Annotated in this window: 18 protein-coding genes; 11 read left to right on the forward strand and 7 right to left on the reverse strand. The window is 67.0% G+C overall.

Translation table 11 applies throughout. The features are described from left to right. Positions 1-622 precede the first annotated feature (622 nt). The 3 genes from prpE to AC5P66_RS18265 all read left to right on the forward strand — a co-directional run bounded on the left by prpE (position 623) and on the right by AC5P66_RS18265 (position 4,325). Positions 623-2,503 (forward strand): propionate--CoA ligase, encoded by a 1,881-nt coding sequence (gene prpE / locus AC5P66_RS18255; protein ID WP_049416143.1) that lies wholly within the window; start codon positions 623-625, stop codon positions 2,501-2,503. 216 nt (positions 2,504-2,719) lie between these two features. Beyond that, on the forward strand, positions 2,720-3,223 hold the full coding sequence (locus AC5P66_RS18260; RefSeq protein ID WP_099496166.1) for a hypothetical protein: 504 nt from the start codon (positions 2,720-2,722) through the stop codon (positions 3,221-3,223). Positions 3,224-3,269: 46 nt separating this feature from the next. Next, positions 3,270-4,325, forward strand: coding sequence for a suppressor of fused domain protein (locus AC5P66_RS18265; RefSeq protein WP_099496167.1), 1,056 nt, complete (start codon positions 3,270-3,272; stop codon positions 4,323-4,325). Positions 4,326-4,448: 123 nt separating this feature from the next. Here the strand turns inward: AC5P66_RS18265 and AC5P66_RS18270 are convergent, their stop codons facing one another. The 5 genes from AC5P66_RS18270 to AC5P66_RS18290 form a co-directional block, all read right to left on the reverse strand. Beyond that, positions 4,449-5,060: a glutathione S-transferase N-terminal domain-containing protein gene (locus AC5P66_RS18270; protein ID WP_049416149.1), complete on the reverse strand. Its 612-nt coding sequence runs from the start codon at positions 5,058-5,060 to the stop codon at positions 4,449-4,451. Between the two features lie 84 nt (positions 5,061-5,144). After that, positions 5,145-5,603 carry a cell wall hydrolase gene (locus tag AC5P66_RS18275; RefSeq protein ID WP_004154513.1) on the reverse strand — a complete coding sequence of 153 codons (459 nt, stop codon included), beginning with the start codon at positions 5,601-5,603 and terminating at the stop codon, positions 5,145-5,147. Between the two features lie 297 nt (positions 5,604-5,900). Continuing rightward, complete coding sequence (locus tag AC5P66_RS18280; RefSeq protein ID WP_099496168.1) at positions 5,901-7,931, reverse strand: NADPH-dependent 2,4-dienoyl-CoA reductase; 2,031 nt, start codon at positions 7,929-7,931, stop codon at positions 5,901-5,903. 139 nt (positions 7,932-8,070) lie between these two features. After that, positions 8,071-8,700: a membrane protein YczE gene (yczE, locus tag AC5P66_RS18285; protein ID WP_099496169.1), complete on the reverse strand. Its 630-nt coding sequence runs from the start codon at positions 8,698-8,700 to the stop codon at positions 8,071-8,073. A gap of 192 nt (positions 8,701-8,892) precedes the next feature. Further along, positions 8,893-9,912 (reverse strand): zinc-binding alcohol dehydrogenase family protein, encoded by a 1,020-nt coding sequence (locus AC5P66_RS18290; protein ID WP_099496170.1) that lies wholly within the window; start codon positions 9,910-9,912, stop codon positions 8,893-8,895. A gap of 357 nt (positions 9,913-10,269) precedes the next feature. On the opposite strand from AC5P66_RS18290, the gene AC5P66_RS18295 reads away from it, so the two are divergent. The 4 genes from AC5P66_RS18295 (at position 10,270) to AC5P66_RS18310 (ending at position 13,334) form a co-directional block, all read left to right on the forward strand. Continuing rightward, complete coding sequence (locus tag AC5P66_RS18295) at positions 10,270-11,361, forward strand: OmpA family protein (RefSeq protein ID WP_049416163.1); 1,092 nt, start codon at positions 10,270-10,272, stop codon at positions 11,359-11,361. A gap of 219 nt (positions 11,362-11,580) precedes the next feature. Beyond that, positions 11,581-12,087 (forward strand): hypothetical protein, encoded by a 507-nt coding sequence (locus AC5P66_RS18300; RefSeq protein ID WP_005408235.1) that lies wholly within the window; start codon positions 11,581-11,583, stop codon positions 12,085-12,087. A 20-nt stretch (positions 12,088-12,107) separates the two neighbouring features. Beyond that, entirely contained in the window at positions 12,108-12,914 is an 807-nt protein-coding gene (locus AC5P66_RS18305) for a pseudouridine synthase (protein WP_049438379.1), read from the forward strand. Positions 12,915-12,998: 84 nt separating this feature from the next. Then, complete coding sequence (locus tag AC5P66_RS18310; RefSeq protein WP_049438378.1) at positions 12,999-13,334, forward strand: hypothetical protein; 336 nt, start codon at positions 12,999-13,001, stop codon at positions 13,332-13,334. 126 nt (positions 13,335-13,460) lie between these two features. Here AC5P66_RS18310 and kbl read toward each other — a convergent pair whose 3' ends face one another. Further along, complete coding sequence (kbl, locus tag AC5P66_RS18315; protein WP_099495922.1) at positions 13,461-14,669, reverse strand: glycine C-acetyltransferase; 1,209 nt, start codon at positions 14,667-14,669, stop codon at positions 13,461-13,463. Positions 14,670-14,873: 204 nt separating this feature from the next. Between kbl and AC5P66_RS18320 the strand changes: the two genes are divergently transcribed. Next, positions 14,874-15,569, forward strand: coding sequence for a TorF family putative porin (locus tag AC5P66_RS18320; RefSeq protein ID WP_049416821.1), 696 nt, complete (start codon positions 14,874-14,876; stop codon positions 15,567-15,569). Positions 15,570-15,754: 185 nt separating this feature from the next. On the opposite strand, the gene tdh is transcribed toward AC5P66_RS18320, so the two are convergent. Next, positions 15,755-16,777 carry an L-threonine 3-dehydrogenase gene (gene tdh / locus AC5P66_RS18325; RefSeq protein WP_005415442.1) on the reverse strand — a complete coding sequence of 341 codons (1,023 nt, stop codon included), beginning with the start codon at positions 16,775-16,777 and terminating at the stop codon, positions 15,755-15,757. A gap of 399 nt (positions 16,778-17,176) precedes the next feature. On the opposite strand from tdh, the gene AC5P66_RS18330 reads away from it, so the two are divergent. The 3 genes from AC5P66_RS18330 to folC all read left to right on the forward strand — a co-directional run bounded on the left by AC5P66_RS18330 (position 17,177) and on the right by folC (position 21,497). Next, the gene (locus AC5P66_RS18330) at positions 17,177-19,339 is read left to right on the forward strand and encodes a S46 family peptidase (RefSeq protein ID WP_111097346.1); all 2,163 of its coding nucleotides are present in this window, start codon (positions 17,177-17,179) and stop codon (positions 19,337-19,339) included. 200 nt (positions 19,340-19,539) lie between these two features. Beyond that, a complete protein-coding gene (locus AC5P66_RS18335; protein WP_005415444.1) occupies positions 19,540-20,184 on the forward strand; it encodes a histidine phosphatase family protein in 645 nt (214 codons plus the stop codon). A 41-nt stretch (positions 20,185-20,225) separates the two neighbouring features. Further along, positions 20,226-21,497, forward strand: a complete 1,272-nt coding sequence (gene folC / locus AC5P66_RS18340; RefSeq protein ID WP_111097345.1) for a bifunctional tetrahydrofolate synthase/dihydrofolate synthase — start codon at positions 20,226-20,228, stop codon at positions 21,495-21,497.

Below are 21,497 nucleotides of genomic sequence, written 5' to 3' on the forward strand. Positions count from 1 at the left end.
ATCGTCGAGATCCAGGCTTACACGGCGGCCCACGCCGGCTCTCGACACCTACGCTGCCAGATTCCGATCAGATAAGGCTTGGCAGCCGCATCCATGCGGCTGACACCCCGCACTCCGACACCGCCCCGCCTCTGACAGATTCCCGCAGCTGTTGGTAATTGCGATGGTTGTCTGCGCGGCTGTTGGTAGGTGTCGACCTTGGTCGACACATCTGTCAGATATCGAATGAATTCATCCGTGTCGACCAAGGTCGTCACCTACCAGACCCGGGCCCGTGCCGACCAACGGTCGGCACCCACCATCAGCAGCAGGTTCCGACAGATCGCGGAAGTCTGTCGAAGGCGGGGTGGGTCCGGTGGCGGGAGTGTCCGCGGCATGGATGCCGCGGCCAAGCCCCCATGGACGGGTTTACGGCGTCTCCCGCCACCGGACCCACCCCGCCATCCCCCGGTAAGCCAGCATCTGCTGTCGCTTCGGCTTCGGCTTCGGCTTCGGCCTCTGCCTCTGCAGGTGCAGGGCGCAGCCCTGCATGAAAAACCCACCCCCCTACCAAGGTAGGGCGGCCCGCGCGCCAGCGCCGGACTATCCTCGAACCCATGACTTTGTCTGGGAGGGCTGCGTCATGAACTACGAGGAAACCTACCGTCGCTCGATCGACGAGCCGGAGGCCTTCTGGGGCGAGGAAGCCAAGCGCATCCATTGGCACAAACCGCCGCAGCAGGTGCTCGATTACAGCAACCCGCCGTTCCGGCGCTGGTTCGTTGGCGGCGAAACCAATCTCTGCTACAACGCCGTCGACCGCCACCTGGCCGAGCGCGCCGACCAGCTCGCGCTGGTTGCGATTTCCACCGAAACCCACAGCACCCGCGAGATCACCTATCGCCAGCTGTATCGCGAAGTGAACGACTTCGCCGCCGTGCTCAAGCACCTCGGCGTCGGCCACGGTGACCGTGTGGTGATCTACATGCCGAACATGGCCGAAGCCGTGTTCGCGATGCTGGCCTGCGCGCGCATCGGCGCGGTGCATTCGGTGGTGTTCGGTGGCTTCGCCGCGCACAACCTGGCACTGCGCATCGACGACGCCAAACCCAGGCTGCTGATCGCCGCCGATGCCGGCATGCGCGGTGGCAAGCTGATTCCGTACAAGCCGATGGTCGACGCCGCCTGCGCCGAAGCGGCGTCGCCTCCGCCACACGTGCTGATCGTCTCGCGTGGGCTGGATGCCGCCGAACCGCGCGTGCCGGGTCGCGACGTGGAGTACGCCGCGCTGCGCGCACAGGTTGGTGAAGTCGATGTGCCGGTGCAGTGGCTGGAAGCGAGCGAGCCGAGCTATCTGCTGTATACCTCCGGCACCACCGGCAAGCCGAAGGGCGTGCAGCGCGACGTGGGTGGCTACGCGGTGGCGATGGCGCAGTCGATGGAGACCGTGTTCGACTGCAAGCCGGGCCAGGTGATGTTCTCCACCTCCGATGTCGGCTGGGCGGTAGGCCATTCCTACAATGTGTACGGGCCCTTGATCGGCGGCTGCACGTCGCTGCTGTACGAAGGGTTGCCGACGAATCCGGACCCGGGCATCTGGTGGGCGCTGTGCGAGCAGTACAACGTGCGCACCATGTTCTCCTCACCCACCGCCATCCGCGTGCTGAAGAAGCACGACGCGGACTTCATCCATCGCCACGACCTGCGCGCCCTGAAGTACCTGTTCCTGGCCGGCGAGCCGCTGGACGAACCCACCGCGCACTGGATCAGCGAAGCGCTGGGCAAGCCGATCATCGACAACTACTGGCAGACCGAAACCGGCTGGCCGGCACTGACCCTGCTGCCGGGCCTGGAGATGAAGCCGGTGCGCTTCGGTTCACCGGGCTTCCCCAATCTCGGCTATCGGATGAAGGTGATCGACGAGAACACCGGAGAGGAGGTGGCACCGGGGCAGAAGGGCGTGCTGGTGGTGTCGCCGCCCTTGCCGCCGGGTTGCATGAGCACGGTGTGGAACGACGACAGCCGTTTCCTGCAGAGCTACTTCAGCCACTTCAAGGAACTGCTGTACAGCTCGCTGGACTGGGCGATCCGCGATGACGATGGCTATACCTTCATCCTCGGCCGTACCGACGATGTGATCAACGTGGCCGGGCACCGCCTGGGCACGCGCGAGATCGAGGAGGCCATCTCCAGCCATCCGCGCGTGGCCGAGGCTGCCGTGATCGGGGTCAAGGACGAGCTGAAGGGGCAGGTGCCGCTGGTGTTCGTCACCCTCAAGCAGGGGCTTGAGGGCGAGGATCCGGCGCCGGTGGTGGCCGAGATGATGGCGACGGTGACCACCTCGCTCGGTGCGGTGGCGCGCCCGGCGCACGTGCACGTGGTCAACGCGCTGCCCAAGACCCGTTCGGGCAAGCTGCTGCGGCGCTCGTTGCAGGCGTTGGCCGAGCAGCGCGACCCGGGCGACCTGTCGACGCTGGACGACCCTGGCGCGCTGGAGGAGATCCGCCGGGCGCTGGGCCGCTGACCGGGTAGTGCCGGCCGCTGGCCGGCATTGCCATCAATCCCGGGATCGCCGGCCAGCGGCCGGCACTGCCCGCGGCACTTGCGCTAAGCTCGGCCTGTCATCGACCTGCAACACGCGGTGCGCGCCGGGGAATGCGCGCGCCGCCCGGGGATGGCAATCAGGGGGGTGTGCCCGCACACGGCACGCTGGCATGGTGCATCAAGGGAGGGGGAGGCAATGGCATTGCTGCACGCCAAGACGGCTGCTGGCCGTCAGGAAATCGAAGACCGTGGCCGGCGCCTGTCGGCGGCACTGCGTTCAATCCTGCTGATGGTCGATGGCCATCGCGATGACACCGAACTGCGCGGCCTGTTCGATGGCCTGCGCGCACCTCCGGATGCACTGGAGCAGCTGGCCGCACAGGGACTGATCGAGGTGATTGGCGGGAGCGTGGAGGCCGCTCCGGCGCGTGGCATCAGCACCGGCCGCGAACAGGACCCGGCGCTGTACCAGCAGTTGTACGACGCGATGAGCGAGGCGGTGCGGCGCCACCTGGGGCTGAAGGGCTACTTCATGCAGTTGAAGATCGAACGCTGCACCGATGCGCTGGCGCTGGAACGCCTGTGCCCGGAACTGCTGGCGGCGGTGGGCAAGGCGCGCAGCCCGGCGCTGGCGCAGCGCTGGTGGCAGGAAACCCAGTCCGCCGTAGTGAACGCTGGCAAAGAGGTCGTGCAGGCCTGAGCCACCGCGTAAAGTGATCGGTTCACTTCCCCACAAGGAGTCCCGCGTGCAGGACGACCACGATGACACCGACACCCCCGGCTGGGACGCGATCAATGCGGCGCTGGCGCCGCTGTATGCCGGGCAGGAGCCGCGACACTACGGCACCGCGCTTCCCTACACGCTCGGCGGCCAGGACCCGCTGGATGGCATCAGCGTGTACTGGGCGGATGCGCCGGTTCCGCATTGGCACTACATCACCTACGGTTTCTCCGAGCTGTATGCCAAGGAGAGCAGTGATGCCGCCGCCAGCGGCTATGGTTTCGAGCTGACGTTCCGTCTCGCCGCCGAAGCCGCTGAGAACGCCGACAGCACGCCGCCGGTGTGGCCGATGAACCTGTTGCAGAACCTGGCGCGCTATGTGTTCGGCAGTGGGAATGCATTCGAGGATGGCCACCACCTCAATGCCAACGGCCCGATCGCACTGGAGACCGACACGCGGTTGTGCCACTTGGCCTTCATTGTCGACCCGCAGTTGCCGGCACGCGACACCGCCAATGGCCACCTGCAGTTCCTGCAGCTGGTCGGGCTGACCGATGAGGAGATGGAGGCGGTCAAGCGCTGGTCGACGCGTGGCGTGCTGCAGGCACTGCAGCCAGCGATGCCGCTGTGGATCAGCGACCTGCATCGCCGCAACCTGCTGGAAGATCCGGTATTGGCCGCACGGGTGAGGGCCGGCAGCGAGCGCGAGGGCTCCAGCACCGGCATGCTGTTCATCGAGACGTTGGACTGGCGGCAGGAGGCCGGCGTCACTACGTTGGTGCTCGGCGCGGGCCAGGTCGCCAGCGTGTGCGAACTGCTGCCGCTGCGCCTGTGCCACGGAAAGTCGCTGGAACTGGTCAGTCGCGAGCGGCAATGGGCGTTCATTCCAGCCGGGCATGGCGACGTGGGCGAACTGTCGGCGGACAGCGCGCGCTGGGCGCTGGACGAGGCGGGGCTGCGGGCCCTGGCCGGCGTGCGTGCCGAACGTGGCATCTACCCGTTGACGGAGGCGCTGCGCATCGACGTGGTGCCGACCTGTCTGCGCGATGCCAAGGGCGAAGTGATCCGCCAGATCGGCTGAGTGTGAGGATGCAACGGATGGGGTCAGAGCCGCCTGCGGTACAGGCGGATCCGACCCCGCGTCCGGAAGGCAGTGGGGTCAGATCCGTTCGCCACGCGAACGGCTCTGACCCCGGGGTCATCCTCAGGCCAGGCCTTCGGCCTTCAGCGCGGCCTGCACGCCGGCATCGGCGTCCATGCGTGCCTTGTAGGCGGCCAGGTTGTCCAGGCCGGACAGATCAACCTTGGCACCGGCGGCCCAGCGCAGGGTGATGTAGAAGTACGGGTCGGCGAAGCTGCGGAAGCCGGCCAGCCATGGCTTGTCGGCCAGCTGCCTGTCGGCGGTCTCGAACAGGCCACGCAGGCGCTTGTGCGCGGCGGCGCGGATCGCGTCGTACTGGCTCTCGTCGGCGATGAACTTGCCCGGCGCGAACAGCGGCGAGAAGGCCGGGTGCACGTCGGAATTGACGAAGGCCAGCCAGCGGGTGGCTTCGGCGCGCTGGCGCGGGCTGCCATCACCGCCGAGGCCGGCCTGCGGGAAGCTGTCGGCGATGTAGCCCATGATCGCGGCGTTCTGCAGCAGCACGAAGTCGCCGTCGACCAGCGCGGGAACGGCACCGGCCGGATTGATCTTGAGGAATTCCGGCCCCTTCAGGGTGTCCTTGTTCAGCAGTTCAACCTCGAACGGCTGGCCGGTCCACTGCAGGGCGATGTGGTCGGCGGTGGAACAGGCACCGGGCTTGCTGTACAGCTTCATGGGAACTCCAGGTGATGCGGGCGGGAAACGCCCACTATCCCAGAGCCCGGCGGCGGCCGGCAACGCTGCCGCCAGCACGGATCGTTACGACTGCCGCGGCTTGAGGTTCTGCACCTTGTAGAAGGTGTGATCGCCGATGGTCGCCACCTGGTAGGCGTTGCGCCAGTTCGGGCTGGCGATGGACAGCGCGGCGAAGTGGCTGGCACCGGGCACGATCTCGCGGCGTTCGCCGGCCGGCAGCGCCCAGTTGCGCTCGGCGTCGAAGGCCACGTTCATCGCTTCGCTCCACGCCGCGTCATTGCCCAGCTGGGTGCCGGGGGAGACGATGGTCGGTGCGAACTGCTTGCGCGCGGTGACCACCTGGCACATCGAGTCGCCCCACAAGCCACTGTCGAGACGGCGCAGGGCGACCTCGGCAACAGCCTGCTGGCCGCGCAGGGTCTGGTCGCGGGCTTCCAGGTACACGGTGGTGCTCAGACACAGTGAATCAGCGGCCGGCTGAGGCAACAACTGCGACAACCAGAGAATCCAGGCCAGTTTCATATAACTCCTTGCTCCGTATGGGCCGCACCCTCCGGTTCCGGCCGCGGGGCGACAGGAGGCGGGTACGACTTGGCGTCATGGGGAGGCGGCCATCGGGGCCGCCCCGTGGGCAGCCCCAAAAGAAACGATCAGTACCGATCGTGGGGGACTGCGCCGGCTCACCGGAAACTGGCTGGTGAGCGGAAAGATGGCGCAAGGTAGGGGGGCATAGCCGAACGCATCGTGAACCGCTCGGCTTGACATTCAGGTTCGACCGGGGTGACGGAAATCACATTCCGTCCCCCATTCAGGCGGTCATCAGAGCGCGGCGGCGACCCGGCTGCCCTGGTCGATGGCGCGTTTCGCATCCAGTTCGGCGGCCACGTCGGCACCACCGATCAGCTGCGCGTTGATGCCGGCCGCCTGCAGTTCGGCCTGCAGCGTGCGGTTCGGTTCCTGCCCGGCGCAGATCACCACATGGTCGACCGGCAGCAGCTGTTCGCTGCCGTCCACGCGGATGCGCAGGCCCTCGTCGTCCACCCCGAGGTACTCGACGCCACCGAGCATGCGCACGCCCTTGGCCTTCAGCGTGGCGCGATGGATCCAGCCAGTGGTCTTGCCCAGCCGCGCGCCCGGCTTGCCCGGGCTGCGCTGCAGCAGCCACAAGCGCCGCGGTGACGGCTCGACCTCGGGCCGGCCCAGCGAGCCGCGTGCCTCGAAGCTGGCGTCCACGCCCCATTCGGCCATCCAGCGCTGCGGATCCAGCGAGGGGGATTCACCGGCGTGGCTGAGGAATTCGCCGACATCGAAGCCGATGCCGCCGGCGCCGATGATCGCTGCATTGGTGCCCACTTCGACCCGTTCCAGCAGCACGTCCAGATAGCTCACCACCTTGGCGTGATCGGCACCGGGGAAATCGACCTTGCGCGGGGTGATGCCGGTGGCCAGCACCACCTCGTCGAAGCCAGCCAGTTGGGAAGCGTCGGCGCGGGTACCCAGGCACAGCTGTACGCCGGTCTCCTGCAGCGCGTGGCGGAAGTAGCGCAGGGTCTCGTGGAACTCTTCCTTGCCGGGGATGCGCTTGGCCACGTTGAACTGGCCGCCGATCTCATCATTGGCATCGAACAGGGTGACCTGGTGGCCACGCCGGGCAGCGACAGTGGCACAGGCCAGGCCGGCGGGGCCGGCACCGACCACCGCAATCTTCTTCGGCGCAGCGGTGGGACGATAGACCAGCTCGGTCTCGTGGGCGGCGCGCGGATTGACCAGGCAGCTGGCCAGCTTGTTCTCGAACACATGGTCCAGGCAGGCCTGGTTGCAGGCGATGCAGGTGTTGATCGCCTCCGCGCGGCCGGCACGGGCCTTGTTCGGCCACTGCGGGTCGGCCAGCAGCGGGCGTGCCAGCGACACCATGTCGGCGCCGCCACCGGCCAGGATGCGTTCGGCAACGTCGGGCATGTTGATGCGGTTGGTCGCCACCAGCGGAACCTTCACATGCGGCTTGAGCTTGGCGGTGACACCGGCAAAGGCCGCGCGCGGCACCGAGGTGGCGATGGTCGGAATGCGCGCTTCGTGCCAGCCGATGCCGGAATTGATGATCGTTGCGCCGGCGGCCTCGATGGCCTGCGCCTGTTGCACGATCTCTTCCCAGTTGCTGCCGTCTTCCACCAGGTCGACCAGCGACAGGCGGTAGATGATGATGAAGTCCGGGCCACAGGCTTCGCGGATGCGGCGCACGATCTCGACCGCGAAGCGCATGCGCTGGCGCGCGTCGCCGCCCCAGGCATCGGTGCGCTTGTTGGTGCGCGGTGCGATGAACTCGTTGATGAGGTAGCCCTCCGAGCCCATCACTTCCACGCCGTCGTAGCCGGCCTCGCGGGCCAGCTTCGCGCTGCGCGCGTAGTCGGCGATGTGGCGCTCGACGCCGCTGGCCGACAGCGCGCGCGGGGTGAACGGGTTGATCGGTGCCTTCAGCTTCGACGGTGCCACCGACAAGGGGTGGTAGGCATAGCGGCCGGCATGCAGCAGCTGCAGGCAGATCTTCGCGCCATGCTGGTGCGCGGCGGCGGTCAGTTGGCGGTGCGGCCGCACTTCCCAGGGCCAGGACAGCTTGCCGCCGAACGGCTTCAGCCAGCCGACCACGTTCGGTGCGAAGCCGCCGGTGACGATCAGGCCGACGCCGCCCTCGGCGCGTTCGGCGAAGTAGGCCGCCAGCCGCGGGAAGTCGCGGGCGCGATCCTCCAGGCCGGTGTGCATCGAGCCCATCAATACGCGGTTGCGCAACTGGGTGAAGCCCAGGTCCAGCGGGGCGAACAGATGGGGATAGGCGCTTTCGTTGGCTGGGGACATGGTCGATACGCTTGCGTACGGAAGCGCGAAGCGTGCCGCGAAACGGCGGCCGGGGCAAGGGTTGCTGGATGGCGCCGGCGGCGGCGCCCCCCGAACTCCGGGGGCGGTCGTGCCGGCCGCTGGCCGGGTACGGGGCAGCTCAGGGTGATTGCGGTTGCCGGGCAGCGGCCGGCACGACCGCGGGGCGACCGATCCCGAACCAGCCCAGGGTCACCCCGCACAGCGGGCCGATCAGCAGGGCGAAGGCGAGGGTGCCGAGGCCGACGTTGCCGCCCAGCCACCAGCCCAGCAGCAGGACGCTGCCTTCGATCAAACTGCGCACCTTCCAGATCGGCCAGCCGGTGCGGGCATGCAGGCCGGTCATCAGGCCATCGCGTGGACCCGGGCCGAGGCGGGCGCCGATGTACAGGCCGGTGGCCAGGGCCACCAGCAGCATGCCCGCGCAGAACATCGCCAGCTGCCAGCCAAGGCCGACGGCCGGCGGCAGCAGCCACAGCCCGAACTGCGCAGAGGGACCGATCAGCATCACGTTGAGCACGGTGCCGACGCCCGGCTTCTGGCGCAGCGGCCACCACAGCAGCAGCACCAGCGCGCCGATCACGTTGGTCGCCAGGCCGAACGACAGCGGGGTCTGCGCAGCGATGCCCTGCGACAGGACATCCCAGGGCGCCACGCCGATCGTGGCACGGATCATCAGCGAAGCACCGAAGCCGTACAGGAACAGGCCGGTGGTCAATTGCAGCAGGCGCAAGGGCAGGGCGGTGGGCATGGCGGTCCGGGGGGGGGATCTGTTTCCACCGTATCGCTGTTTCTGCATCATCCATAGATACAGATGCTGGCCAATCCGGCGCTACAGGCGACGTCGATCCCGCATGCGGGCGGTTGTGCAGGGCCGAGCCCGTGCTCTGCCGGTGGCGGCAGGCATAGCAGCCGAGCGTGGGCTCGGCTCTACAACACCCCGTCAGTCGTCCCAGCCGACCAGCGCCAGCTTGCCTACCGTGCGCCCACTGGCCAGGCGCTGATGCGCGATGTCCAGGTTGGCCGCATTGATCGTGCCCAGCGTCTCCTTGAGCGTGCCACGCAACTGGCCGGCATCGATCATGCTGGCCGCACGGCTGAGGATGCGGTGCTGTTCGATGCAGTCGGCGGTGGCGAAGCGCGAACGCGCGAACATGAATTCCCAGTGGATGCCGATGCATTTGGCCTTGTAGGGATCGCCGATGCGCAGCGCACCCCGCGGCTCGACGATCAGGCCGACGTGGCCCTGCGGTGCCAGCAGCTGGCCCAGTTCATCCCAGTAGTGGTCGGTGTCGGCCAGATTGAGCGCGACCTGCACCGCATCGATGCCCAGCGCCTGCACCTGGGGCTGCAGTGGCTGCCGATGGTCGATCACATGCGTGGCCCCCATCTGTCGGCACCAGTCGATCGAGGCCTCGCGCGAGGCGGTGGCGATCACCTCGAAACCGGCGTGGCGGGCGAGCTGGATCGCCATCGAGCCCACGCCGCCCGCACCGCCGATCACCAGCAGGTGCTGGCCCACGTGGCGGCGGCCATCGAGCTGCAGCGGCATGCGCTGGAACAGCAGTTCCCAGGCTGTGAGGGTGGTCAGCGGCAGCGCGGCCGCTTCAGCGAAATCGAGCGTGGTCGGCTTGCGGGCGACCAGCCGTTCGTCCACCCATTGGTACTGCGCATTGCAGCCCGGGCGGGTGACGTCGCCGGCGAAGTAGACCTCGTCGCCGGAGGCAAACAGGCTGGCCTCATCGCCGATGGCTTCAACCACGCCGGCGGCGTCCCAGCCGAGCACCCGCGGCGTCTCCAGCGCTGCCGGATCGGTGGCGGCCCGCTGCTTGGCGTCGACCGGGTTGACCGAGACCGCTTCGATCCGGACCAGCAGGTCCCGGCCGCGTGGAGGCAGCGGTGGTGGCAGCAGGACATCACGCAGGGCAGGGGCGTATTCACGACTCAGGGCGACGGCTTTCATCACGGCTCCGGCTGGGTTCGTGATCCCATCATAAGGTTCCTCACGTTTCCGCAAACGCGCTGAACCGTGTGATGCGGCGCGTTGCGCAATATGTCGCATTCGACACTTAAACCCCGTCAAACCCTTGCAGTGCGTGGGTCTTGCGGATTTTCATCATCCTGTATAGGGTTTCAACGTCGGACCGGTGGCCGGTCGGGCGCAACACTTCACATGTTACGGGACTGTTAACATGGCCTTCACCCGCCTGAGCATAATGTTCGCGGCGGTGGCGTGCTGAATCGGCTGTCGTACATCGATGCACTAGTGCTGGCCCATGCCTCTACCGGTTTCATACCCCCGAAATAGGAGCTGTACTCAATGAACAAGAAGATCCTTACTGCCGCGCTGCTGGGCGGCCTGGCTTTCGCCCAGGCAGCTTCGGCGCAGGAGTTCGATGACCGCTGGTACCTGACCGGTTCGGCCGGCTTCAACTTCCAGGACAGCGACCGTCTGACCAATGACGCTCCGTTCGTGACCCTGGGCCTGGGTAAGTTCATCAGCCCGAACTGGTCGCTGGACGGTGAGCTGAACTACCAGAACCCGAACTTCGACAGCAACCAGGACCTGAACTGGTCGCAGTACGGCGTCTCGCTGGACCTGCGTCGCCACTTCATCAAGGAAGGCCGCGGCTGGAACCCGTACATCGTCGGTGGCCTGGGCTACCAGAAGTCGGAAGAAGAGTACGCTGCGCTCGACAACAACGGCCCGCGCCAGCGTAAGGACGGCAATGTTGCCGCCAAGCTGGGCGTCGGCCTGCAGACCACCTTCGAGAAGCGTGTTGCTGTCCGCGCCGAAGTGGCCTACCGCGCTGACTTCGACGACCAGAGCATCGCCGCACGTGACGAGAGCTGGTTCGGCGACGTGCTGGCTTCGGTCGGCGTCGTGATCCCGCTGGGCCCGGCTCCGGTCGCGGCTGCTCCGGCTCCGGCTCCGGTTGCCCCGAGCTGCGCCGACCTGGACGACGACGGTGACGGCGTCAACAACTGCGACGACAAGTGCCCGAACTCGCAGCCGGGTCAGACCATCGGTCCGGACGGTTGCCCGGTTCCGGTCTCCATCGACCTGAAGGGCGTCAACTTCGACTTCGACAAGTCGAACCTGCGTCCGGACGCCGTGGCGATCCTGAGCGAAGCCACCGAGATCCTGAAGCGTTACCCGGATCTGCGCGTTGAAGTTGCCGGTCACACCGACTCGAAGGGTACCGACGCTTACAACCAGAAGCTGTCGGAGCGTCGTGCTACCGCCGTGTACAACTACCTGACCAAGAACGGCGTTGACGCCGGTCGCCTGGTCGGCCCGATCGGCTACGGCGAGAGCCGTCCGATTGCTCCGAACACCAACCCGGATGGTTCGGACAACCCGGAAGGTCGCGCCAAGAACCGTCGTACCGAGCTGAACGTCCAGAACTAAGTTCTGACGCTCTGCCCGTAGGACACAGCAGGACCCGGCTTCGGCCGGGTCTTGTTGTTTCTGCGGCCAGGAAGCTCGCCTGTGACCCGGCAAGGAAACCGTTCGTCGGTCTTTTTATCCGTAAAACCAATAAGTTGTCGTATTCATTGAAAGTGGCGCTTGAAAGCTGGCGCGGCATTGCTAAACTCGCCGCGTCACTTCCTTCCGTGGATGCCCCTCATGCTGCGCTCTGCATCGGCCGCCGTCCTGGCGCTGGCCCTGGTTCCCGCCGCCCACGCTGCGGTCGATTGCTCGGTCAACACCAGCGCCTCGCCGCTGCCGTTGCCGGCCACGACCATCGCGCCAGTGGCCGACGAGCTGTACATCCGTGGCAACCAGCTGGGCATGCCGGCCGGTGTGCTGAGCAGCAACTACGATCCGTCGCAGTCGCTGGACCAGGTGCTGCAGCGCCTGCGCATCGACGGCTGCCAGAACATCGCCAAGGCCATTCCGAGCGCACCGGCGGTGAAGCCGAACGATCCGGCGGCCTACAAGCCGCAGACCGAATTCGACAACACGCCCTGGCGCTTCGACATGAGCCAGAACGGCAAGCGCATGACCGCCGAAGAGTTCGACGCCTGGATGAAGGCGCGCGGCGTTCGCGTGGTCAAGGCGCGTCCGGCTCCGGCCGCCACTCCGGCCCCGGCCGAAGCACCGGCTGAGACCAAGCCGGTCGACAAGAAGTAAGCGCCGCGGGGAGCAGAGGCTTGCGCACGCGCCGCCCACCTGCCGCCCCCGCCGCCCGCTCCCGCGCATCGCGTGGGCGTGCGACTCCGAATGTCTCCAGTGGCGTGCGCCATGGCCTGGCGCGGGTGCTGTCCAAGGCGGGTGTGTGCTCGCGCAGCGAGGCCGCGCGCTGGATTGCCGAGGGCCGCGTGCGCGTGTCCGGCCGCATCGTCCGTGATCCCGAATTCCCGATTGGACAGCCTGTGCCACCGATCGAAGTCGATGGCCGGCCGATGGATGCGCCGCAGCGCCTGTACCTGATGCTCAACAAGCCGCGCGGGGTGGTGACCACGGCGCAGGACGAGCGTGGTCGCGACACCGTGTATCGCTGCTTCGACGGTGCCGGCCTGCCGTGGATCGCGCCGGTCGGGCGCCTGGACAAGGCCAGCGAAGGCTTGCTGTTGTTCAGCAATGATCCGCAGTGGGCGGCGCACCTGACCGATCCGGAGACCGGCCCGCAGAAGACCTATCACGTGCAGGTGGATCGTCTGCCCGATGACGCCACCCTGGCGGCACTGCAGACCGGGGTGGAGGATGAGGGGGATTTCCTCGCCGCCCGTGCCGTGCGCGTACTGCGCAGTGGCGACAAGACCGCATGGCTGGAGGTGGTCCTCGACGAGGGCCGCAACCGCCATATCCGCCGCCTGTTGGCGGCCTTCGACCTGCAGGTGCTGCGCCTGGTCCGGGTCGCGATCGGTGGGCTGCTGCTCGGCGATCTCGGCAAGGGCCAGTGGCGGGTTCTGCAGGTCAGCGACCAGCAGCGGCTGGGGGCCGCTGCACCGGGCTGATCATCGCCCGTGGCCGGCAGTTGCCGGCCGCCGTTCCAGGCGTAGGGGGCGCCTGGCTGTCGACATTCCCGAACGGAGCCTGCCATGTACCACCCGACCCTCAATCAAACCCTGCGCTGCGCAGGCCTGCTGCTGCCGATGGTGCTGCTGACCGCCTGCGGCGGCCACAAGAAGGTGGCCAAGGCGGAAACGCCTGCCGAGACCCCGGTGGTGGAAGTGAAGACCCCGGAGCTGGATGGTCGCGGCAGTTACCGCTTCCTGATGAGCGACGGCGACAAGAAGATGACCGCCGATGAGTTCGATGCCTGGATGAAGGCCAACGGTATCCGCGTAGCCAAGGGCAATGGCCAGGATGCCGCCGCCAAGCCGGTGGTGGTGGCCAGCAAGGACGAGCCGAAGGGCAAGAAGAAAAAGAAGTGACGCCAGTGGGTGCCGACCTTGGTCGGCACGCCATCAGGCTGCGGTAGGTGCCGACCTTGGTCGGCACGCTCTGACCGGGTGGGGCAGAGCCCTTTCCTGCGGAAAGGGATCCGACCCCGGCCATGATCAGCCCTTGACCACGCCCAGTTCGACACCGATGCGGGTGAAGGCGTCGATCGCCCGGTCCAGGTGCTCGCGGCTGTGCGCAGCGCTGATCTGGGTACGGATGCGGGCCTGGCCTTTGGGCACCACCGGGAAGAAGAAGCCGATCGCGTAGATGCCTTCCTCGAGCAGGCGCTCGGCGAACTTCTGCGCCAACGGTGCGTCATACAGCATCACCGGGCTGATCGGATGCACGCCCGGCTTCACGTCGAAACCGGCGGCGGTCATCTTCTCGCGGAAGTAGGCGGTGTTCTCGGCCAGGGTGCTGCGCAGGTCGTCAGCGGCAGCCAGCATTTCGAATGCCTTGATGCCGGCGGCCACCACGTGCGGCGGCAGCGAGTTGGAGAACAGGTACGGGCGCGAGCGCTGGCGCAGCAGTTCGATCACTTCGGCGCTGGCGCAGGTGAAGCCGCCCAGTGCGCCACCCATGGCCTTGCCCAGAGTGCCGGTGATGATGTCGATCTTCTCCAGCACGCCCTTGACCTCGGCCGAGCCGCGGCCGGTGGCACCGAGGAAGCCGGTGGCGTGGCATTCATCGATGTGCACCAGGGCGTTGTACTTCTTTGCCAGCGCGGTGATCTTGTCCAGCGGCGCGATGAAGCCGTCCATCGAGAACACGCCGTCGGTGGTGATCAGCTTGGTCTTGCAGCCTGCGGCATCGGCGGCCTGCAGCTGGGCTTCCAGATCGGCCATGTCACAGTTGGCGTAGCGGAAGCGCTTGGCCTTGCACAGACGCACGCCGTCGATGATCGAAGCATGGTTCAGTGCATCGGAAATGATCGCGTCGTTCTCGCCAAGCAGCGGCTCGAACAGGCCGCCGTTGGCATCGAAGCAGGCCGCGTACAGGATGGTGTCCTGCTTGCCGAAGAAGTCGGCGATCTGCTTTTCCAGCTGCTTGTGCAGGTCCTGCGTGCCGCAGATGAAGCGCACCGAGGCCATGCCGAAGCCGTGGGTATCGAGTGCGTCCTTGGCGGCCTGGATCAGATCCGGATGGTCGGCCAGTCCCAGGTAGTTGTTGGCACAGAAATTCAGCACCTTGCGGCCGTCGTCGAGGGTGATCTCGGCCGACTGCGGGCTGATGATGATCCGCTCGGACTTGAACAGGCCCTGGGCGCGGATGGCGTCCAGTTCCTCGGCATAGTGGCGGGTCAGGGCGGAAGAGGCGTCGGTCATGGCGTGGGCACGGCTCTGAACGGGAAACCGCCGATTCTACCGGGCATCGCCGCTTGCCAACCGGCGCGGCCGGGGCATCGCCACGGCCGGCACATGTTGCATCGCAATAGCAAACTGGTTAAGAATTCGTGAACCGGAGCTGTCCGTTCCGGCCGATACGCCCGCCCTCGGCCTTCCACGCCACCGCCCCCACCGGAGACGCTCATGAAGCACGCCCGTGCCTGCCTCGCCATTGTCGCTGCCTTGACCCTGGCTGCCCCGTTCGCCGCCAGTGCCCAGGAAAACGAATCGCCGTACAGCTGGAACGTCACCGCCGTTTCCGATTACCTGTTCCGTGGTGTGTCGCAGACCGACGAAAAGCCGACCCTGCAGGCCGGTTTCACCTACACCTCGCCGGTCGGCTTGTATGCCGGTGTCTGGGGTTCGGGCGTCGACTTCGGTCCGGGCGACCCGAGCACCGAGGTCGACTACCAGATCGGCTACGGCGTCGACGTCACGCCCCGCGTCAATTTCGACGCGCTGCTGAACCGCTACACCTACCTCGGTGCCAGCGAGCTGAACTACAACGAGCTGATCACCACCACTACGCTGGATGAGACCTACAAGCTGACGGTGGCCTACACCAACGATGTCTGGAACAGCAGCACCGATGGCTGGTACTTCGGCCTGGGCGGCAGCTGGGGCCTGCCGAAGGACTTCACCCTGAATGCCAACGTCGGCCGCAGCACCTTCGAGGACGGCATCGCCAAGGACTACACCGACTGGAACGTCGGCGTCGAACGCCAGTTCGGCCTGTTCAACGTCGGCCTGGGCTACTACGGCACCGACGGCAACGGCCGCGACAACTCCGGCAAGCTGGCCCACAGCCGGGTGCTGCTGACCGTGGCCGTGGGCAAGTAACGCCGCAGGCGTTACGGTAGGTGCCAGGCCTGCCTGGCACGCATTGCGAAAAAGGCGCCCATCGGGCGCCTTTTTCAGTTCCGCGGTGTTCTTGATCCCATCTGGGGAAGAGCCCCCTTGTTGTTCAAGGGGGCGCGCCAAAGGCGCGGGGATAAGGAAACATGCGGGGGAATTGACCCTTCGGGTCAATTCCAGCTGAGCACGACCTTGCCGGCCTTGCCTTCTTCCATCAGGTCGAACCCCTTCTGGAAGTCGTCGATCGGCAGCTGGTGGGTCATCACCTTGCCGAGCGGGAAGCCGGACAGCACCAGCTGGGTCATCTTGTACCAGGTTTCGTACATCTTGCGGCCGTAGATGCCCTGCACGGTCAGGCCCTTGAAGATGATCTTGTCCCAGTCGCAGCCTGCACCCTTGGGCATGATGCCCAGCATGGCGATCTTGCCACCGTGGTACATGCAGTCGAGCATGTCGTTGAACGCACGCGGGTTGCCGCTCATTTCCAGGCCCACATCGAAGCCCTCCATGTGCAGTTCCTTCATCACGTCCTTCAGCGACTGGTTGGCGACGTTGACCACGCGGGTGGCGCCCATGTCGGCGGCCAGCTTCAGGCGAAAGTCGTTGACGTCGGTCACCACCACGTTGCGCGCACCGATGTGCTTGCAGATGCCGGCAGCGATGATGCCGATCGGGCCCGCGCCGGTGATCAGCACGTCCTCACCGATCACGTCGAATTCCAGTGCGCAGTGCGCAGCGTTGCCGTACGGGTCGAAGAACGCGGCCAGCTCCGACGGGATCTGGTCCGGGATCGGCCACAGGTTGCTGGCCGGCATCACCATGTATTCGGCGAAGGCACCATTGACGTTGACGCCGATGCCGACGGTGTTCGGGCACAGGTGCGGGCGGCCGCCACGGCAGTTGCGGCAGTGGCCGCAGACGATGTGGCCTTCGGCCGAGACGCGCTGGCCGATCTCGTAGCCGGTCACGCCCGGGCCGATCTCGGCAATGCGGCCGACGAATTCATGGCCGATGGTCAGGCCCGGCTTGATCGTGCGCTGGCTCCACTCGTCCCACAGGTAGATGTGCAGGTCGGTACCGCAGATCGCGGTCTTCTCGAGCTTGATCAACACCTGGTTGGGGCCCGGAGTCGGCACCGGAACCTCTTCCATCCAGATGCCCTTGGCTGCTTCGCGCTTGACCAGGGCCTTCATCGTTTGCTGCGCCATCGGGGTGGAACTCATCAGGGGGAAAGCGCGGATTATAGGGTGCCGCGCGGATTTCCCATGTTGCGCTGCGGGTGCTTTGGCGGAACGAAAGGCGTGCGCCGGCGGGCGTTTCGAACGTGCCGCAAACAGCAGCGCCTCCTTGATTCCGGGGGAGGGCGCGTGGTCACCCTGGCCGGGACACGCAAAAGCCCATCCATGGTGCTCGATGGCGCCATCCATGGCGCCAACGGTCCCGGCCAGGGTGACCACGCCCCCTCTAGACGATTCCATGTGCGCGGCCGACGTGCGCGTGGCAGAGCAAGAAGCAGGCCCATGACTTCCGGGGTTCGGGCCGGGGCAGGGCGGCGGGCTACAATCGAGGGTTCCACTACCAGGGGCCGCTCCATGCGCTCGAACCTGCTTGCATTCTCCATCGTCGCCAGCCTCGGGCTGGCCCAGGTCGCCCATGCCGCTGAAGGCATGTGGGTGCCGCAGCAGCTGCCGGAAATCGCCGGCCCGCTGCAGAAGGCCGGCCTGAAGCTGTCCCCGCAGCAGCTGTCCAACCTGACCGGCGACCCGATGGGCGCGGTAGTCGCCCTCGGCGGCTGCACCGCCAGCTTCGTCTCGCCGCAGGGTCTGGTGGTCACCAACCACCATTGCGCGTATGGCGCCATCCAGCTGAATTCGACCGCGCAGAAGAACCTGATCAAGGACGGCTTCAACGCGCCGACCCTGAAGGACGAACTGAGCGCCGGCCCGAACGCCCGCGTGTTCGTGCTCGACCAGATCACCGACGTCACCGCCCAGGCCAAGGCCGCCATCGCCGCCGCCGGCAATGACCCGTTGGCCCGCAGCCGCGCGCTGGACGCCTTCGACAAGGCCCAGGTTGCCGCCTGTGAGGCCGATGCCGGTTTCCGCTGCCGCCTGTACAGCTTCTCCGGCGGCAACACCTATCGCCTGTTCCGCAACATGGAAATCAAGGACGTGCGCCTGGTCTACGCGCCCCCGGGCAGCGTCGGCAAGTTCGGCGGCGACGTCGACAACTGGATGTGGCCGCGCCACACCGGCGATTTCTCGTTCTACCGCGCCTACGTCGGCAAGGACGGCAAGCCGGCCGCCTTCGCCGCCGACAACGTGCCGTACCAGCCCAAGCACTTCCTGAAGTTCGCCGACCAGCCGCTGGGCGCCGACGACTTCGTGATGGTGGCCGGCTACCCGGGCCGCACCAACCGCTACGCGCTGGCCGGTGAGTTCAACGAAACCGCCAGCTTCACCTACCCGACCATCGCCAAGCACTACAACGCCGTGCTGAAGATGATCGCCGACGCCGGCAAGGCCGACGCCGACGTCAAGGTGAAGTACGCCGCCACCGCCGCCAGCATGAACAACGTGGCCAAGAACTACCTGGGCCAGCTGGAAGGCTTCAAGCGCATCGACGCCGCCGGCCAGAAACAGGCTGAAGAGGCCGCCGTGCTGGCGTGGCTGAAGAAGCAGGGCGCGGCCGGCAAGCCGGCGCTGGCCGCACACGCACAGCTGCTCAAGCATCTGGATACCAGCAAGTCGACCCGCGAACGCGACCTGTTCGTCGGCCAGTTCAACAACACCTCGGCCGTTGGCGCGGCGATCACCCTGTACCGCCTGTCGATCGAGCGCAGCAAGCCGGATGCCGAGCGCGAAGCCGGTTACCAGGAGCGCGACCTGACCACCATTGAAGGTGGCCTGAAGCAGATGGACCGCCGCTATGTGGCGAAGATGGACCAGCAGCTGCAGGCCTACTGGCTGGAGCAGTACGTGGCCCTGCCGGCCGCGCAGCGCGACAATGAAGTGCTGAACAAGTGGCTGGCCGGCAGCGATGCCAACGCAGTCAAGGCGCTGGTGGGCAAGCTGTCGGGCACCGAGCTCGGCAGCCTGGACGCACGCCTGAAATGGTTCAAGGCCGACCGTGCCGCATTTGAAGCCAGCAGCGATCCGGCCATCCAGTACGCCGTGGCTGTGATGCCGGCACTGCTGAAGCAGGAAGAGCAGAAGAAGATCCGCGAAGGCGAATCGCTGACCGCGCGTCCGCTGTACCTGCAGGCCGTGGCCGACTACAAGAAGAGCCAGGGCGAGTTCGTCTACCCGGACGCCAACCTGTCGCTGCGCATCACCTTCGGCAACGTCATGGGCTACGGCAAGGACGGCGTGAAGTACACCCCGTTCACCACCCTGGAAGGCGTGGCAGCGAAGGAAACCGGTGAAGATCCGTTCGATTCGCCGAAGGCGCTGCTCGATGCGGTCAAGGCCAAGCGTTACGGCGGCCTGGAAGACAAGCGCATTGGTTCGGTGCCGGTGAACTTCCTGTCCAACCTGGACATCACCGGCGGCAACTCGGGTTCGCCGGTGCTGGACGCCAACGGCAAGCTGGTCGGCCTGGCCTTCGATGGCAACTGGGAATCGGTCAGCTCCAACTGGGTGTTCGACCCGGTGATGACCCGCATGATCGCCGTCGACAGCCGCTACATGCAGTGGATCATGCAGGAAGTGGCGCCGGCGCCGCAGCTGCTGAAGGAACTGAACCTGGCGAAATAAACCGGTTGCGGTAGTGCCGGCCGCTGGCCGGCAACCTCGACCAGATAGCCGGAGACCCCGAAACCCCGCGACCCACGTCGCGGGGTTTTTTGCTGCCCGCACCGACCCGGCGCGCCGAACAGGTATCATCCGTGTTCCGCGCACTTCACAGGATGTGAACGAAACGCGGGAACCTCCTCCCCCCAGGACCCCTTGCACGCATGCGCATCCTGCTTGCCCGCCACGGTGAAACGCCGTGGAACGCCGAAGGCCGCTATCAGGGCCAGATCGACATCCCGCTTTCGCCGATCGGCGAAGCCCAGGCCCAGGCACTGGGTGCCCGCCTGGCCTCGGTCGACATCACCCGTGCCGTCGCCTCGCCGCTGTCGCGCGCGCAGCGCACCGCGCAGCTGGCGCTTGGCGCCGCCCGTGCCGACATGCTGCTGACCGAGCCGGAACTGCAGGAAATCGCCCACGGCGAATGGGAAGGACTGCTGGCCAGCGAGATCCATGAGAAGGATCCGTCGCGCCTGCAGGCCTGGCGCGAGGAGCCCGATACCGTGCTGATGCCCGGCGGCGAATCACTGCGCCTGGTGCTGGAGCGCAGCTGGCGTGGCCTGGCCCGCGCCACCGACGGCCTCGGCGAGCACGACACCCTGCTGGTGGTCGCCCATGACGCGGTGAACCGCGTGATCCTGTGCAAGGTGCTGGGCCTGCCGATCTCCCGCCTGTGGACCTTCCGCCAGGCACCGACCACGCTCAACCTGCTCGAAGGCGCCGACCTTGACAGCCTGGAAGTGGTGCGCCTGAACGACTGCGCCCACCACACGCCGTTCTTCGGCGAAGCCAAGCACCGCGCACTCTGATCGATCCCCTCGCACCAACTGCTTCTGCTGGAACCGCTGCCGTGACGAACACCCCGACCACCCTGGCCGACTGGCTGGACTACATTGAACGCCAGCACCCGGCGAGCATCGACATGGGCCTGGAGCGCGTGCGCGCCGTGGCCACGGCGATGGGCCTGGGGGCGCCGGCCAAGCGCACCATCGTGGTCGGTGGCACCAACGGCAAGGGCTCCACCGTGGCCTTCATCGAAGCCATTGCACGCGCCGCCGGCTGGAAGGTCGGCGCGTACACCTCGCCGCACCTGCTGCGCTACAACGAGCGCGTGCGCATCGGCGGCCAGGACGTGGACGATGCCGCGCTGGTCGCTGCGTTCAGTGCGGTCGAGGCCGCGCGTGGCGAGACCACGCTGACCTATTTCGAGTACGGCACGCTGGCTGCGCTGCAGCTGTTCGCCGACGCCGGGCTGGACCTGGCAGTGCTGGAAGTGGGCCTGGGCGGCCGCCTGGATGCGGTCAACATCGTCGACGCCGACGTGGCGGTGATCACCACCGTGGACATCGACCACGCCGAGTGGCTGGGCGAGGACCGCGAGGCGATCGGCACCGAGAAGGCCGGCATCATCCGCGGCTGGAAGCCGGTGATCCTGGGCGAGACCGACCCGCCCTCGAGCGTGCTCGCGCGTGCCTACCTGGTCGGTGCCAACGCGATCCGCGGCGGCAGCGATTACTTCTACGAGCCGATCGACGCCCAACGCTGGCGCTGGCGCGATGTCGGCCTGCGCATGGAACTGCCGACCCCGGCGCTGGCCGGCCCGATCCAGCTGGCCAACGCCGGTGCGGCCATCGCCGCGCTGCGCGCGCTGGACAAGCCGGTGCCGCGCGCGGCGTGGGCCGCCGGTATCGCGGCGGCGCGCATTCCGGGCCGCCTGCAGGCGTTCGAGCGTGGCGGTGTGCAGATCCGCGTCGATGTCGGGCACAACCCGCAGGCGGCGGGGCAGCTGGCGCGCGCGCTGAAGGCCGAGGCGTCGGCCGGGCGCACCTTGGCGGTGTATGCCGCATTGCAGGACAAGGACGCGGTGGGTGTGGTGCAGGCATTGCAGGGCGTGGTTGCCGAATGGACCCTTGCCGGCCTGGACGGCCCGCGTGGCCAGAGTGCCGCCCAGTTGCAGGCGCGCCTGGCCGAGACCGCTGCTGGCAGCGCGCAGCTGGCCGCTTCGGTCGAACAGGCGCTGGCGCAGGTACTGGCCCGGGCCGAGCGCGGTGACCGCGTACTGGTATTTGGCTCCTTCCATACCGCTGCCACCGCATTGCAGTGGTTGCAGGGCAGCGCCTGA

Source organism: Stenotrophomonas sp. YJH_SMC_122 (assembly GCF_059369535.1).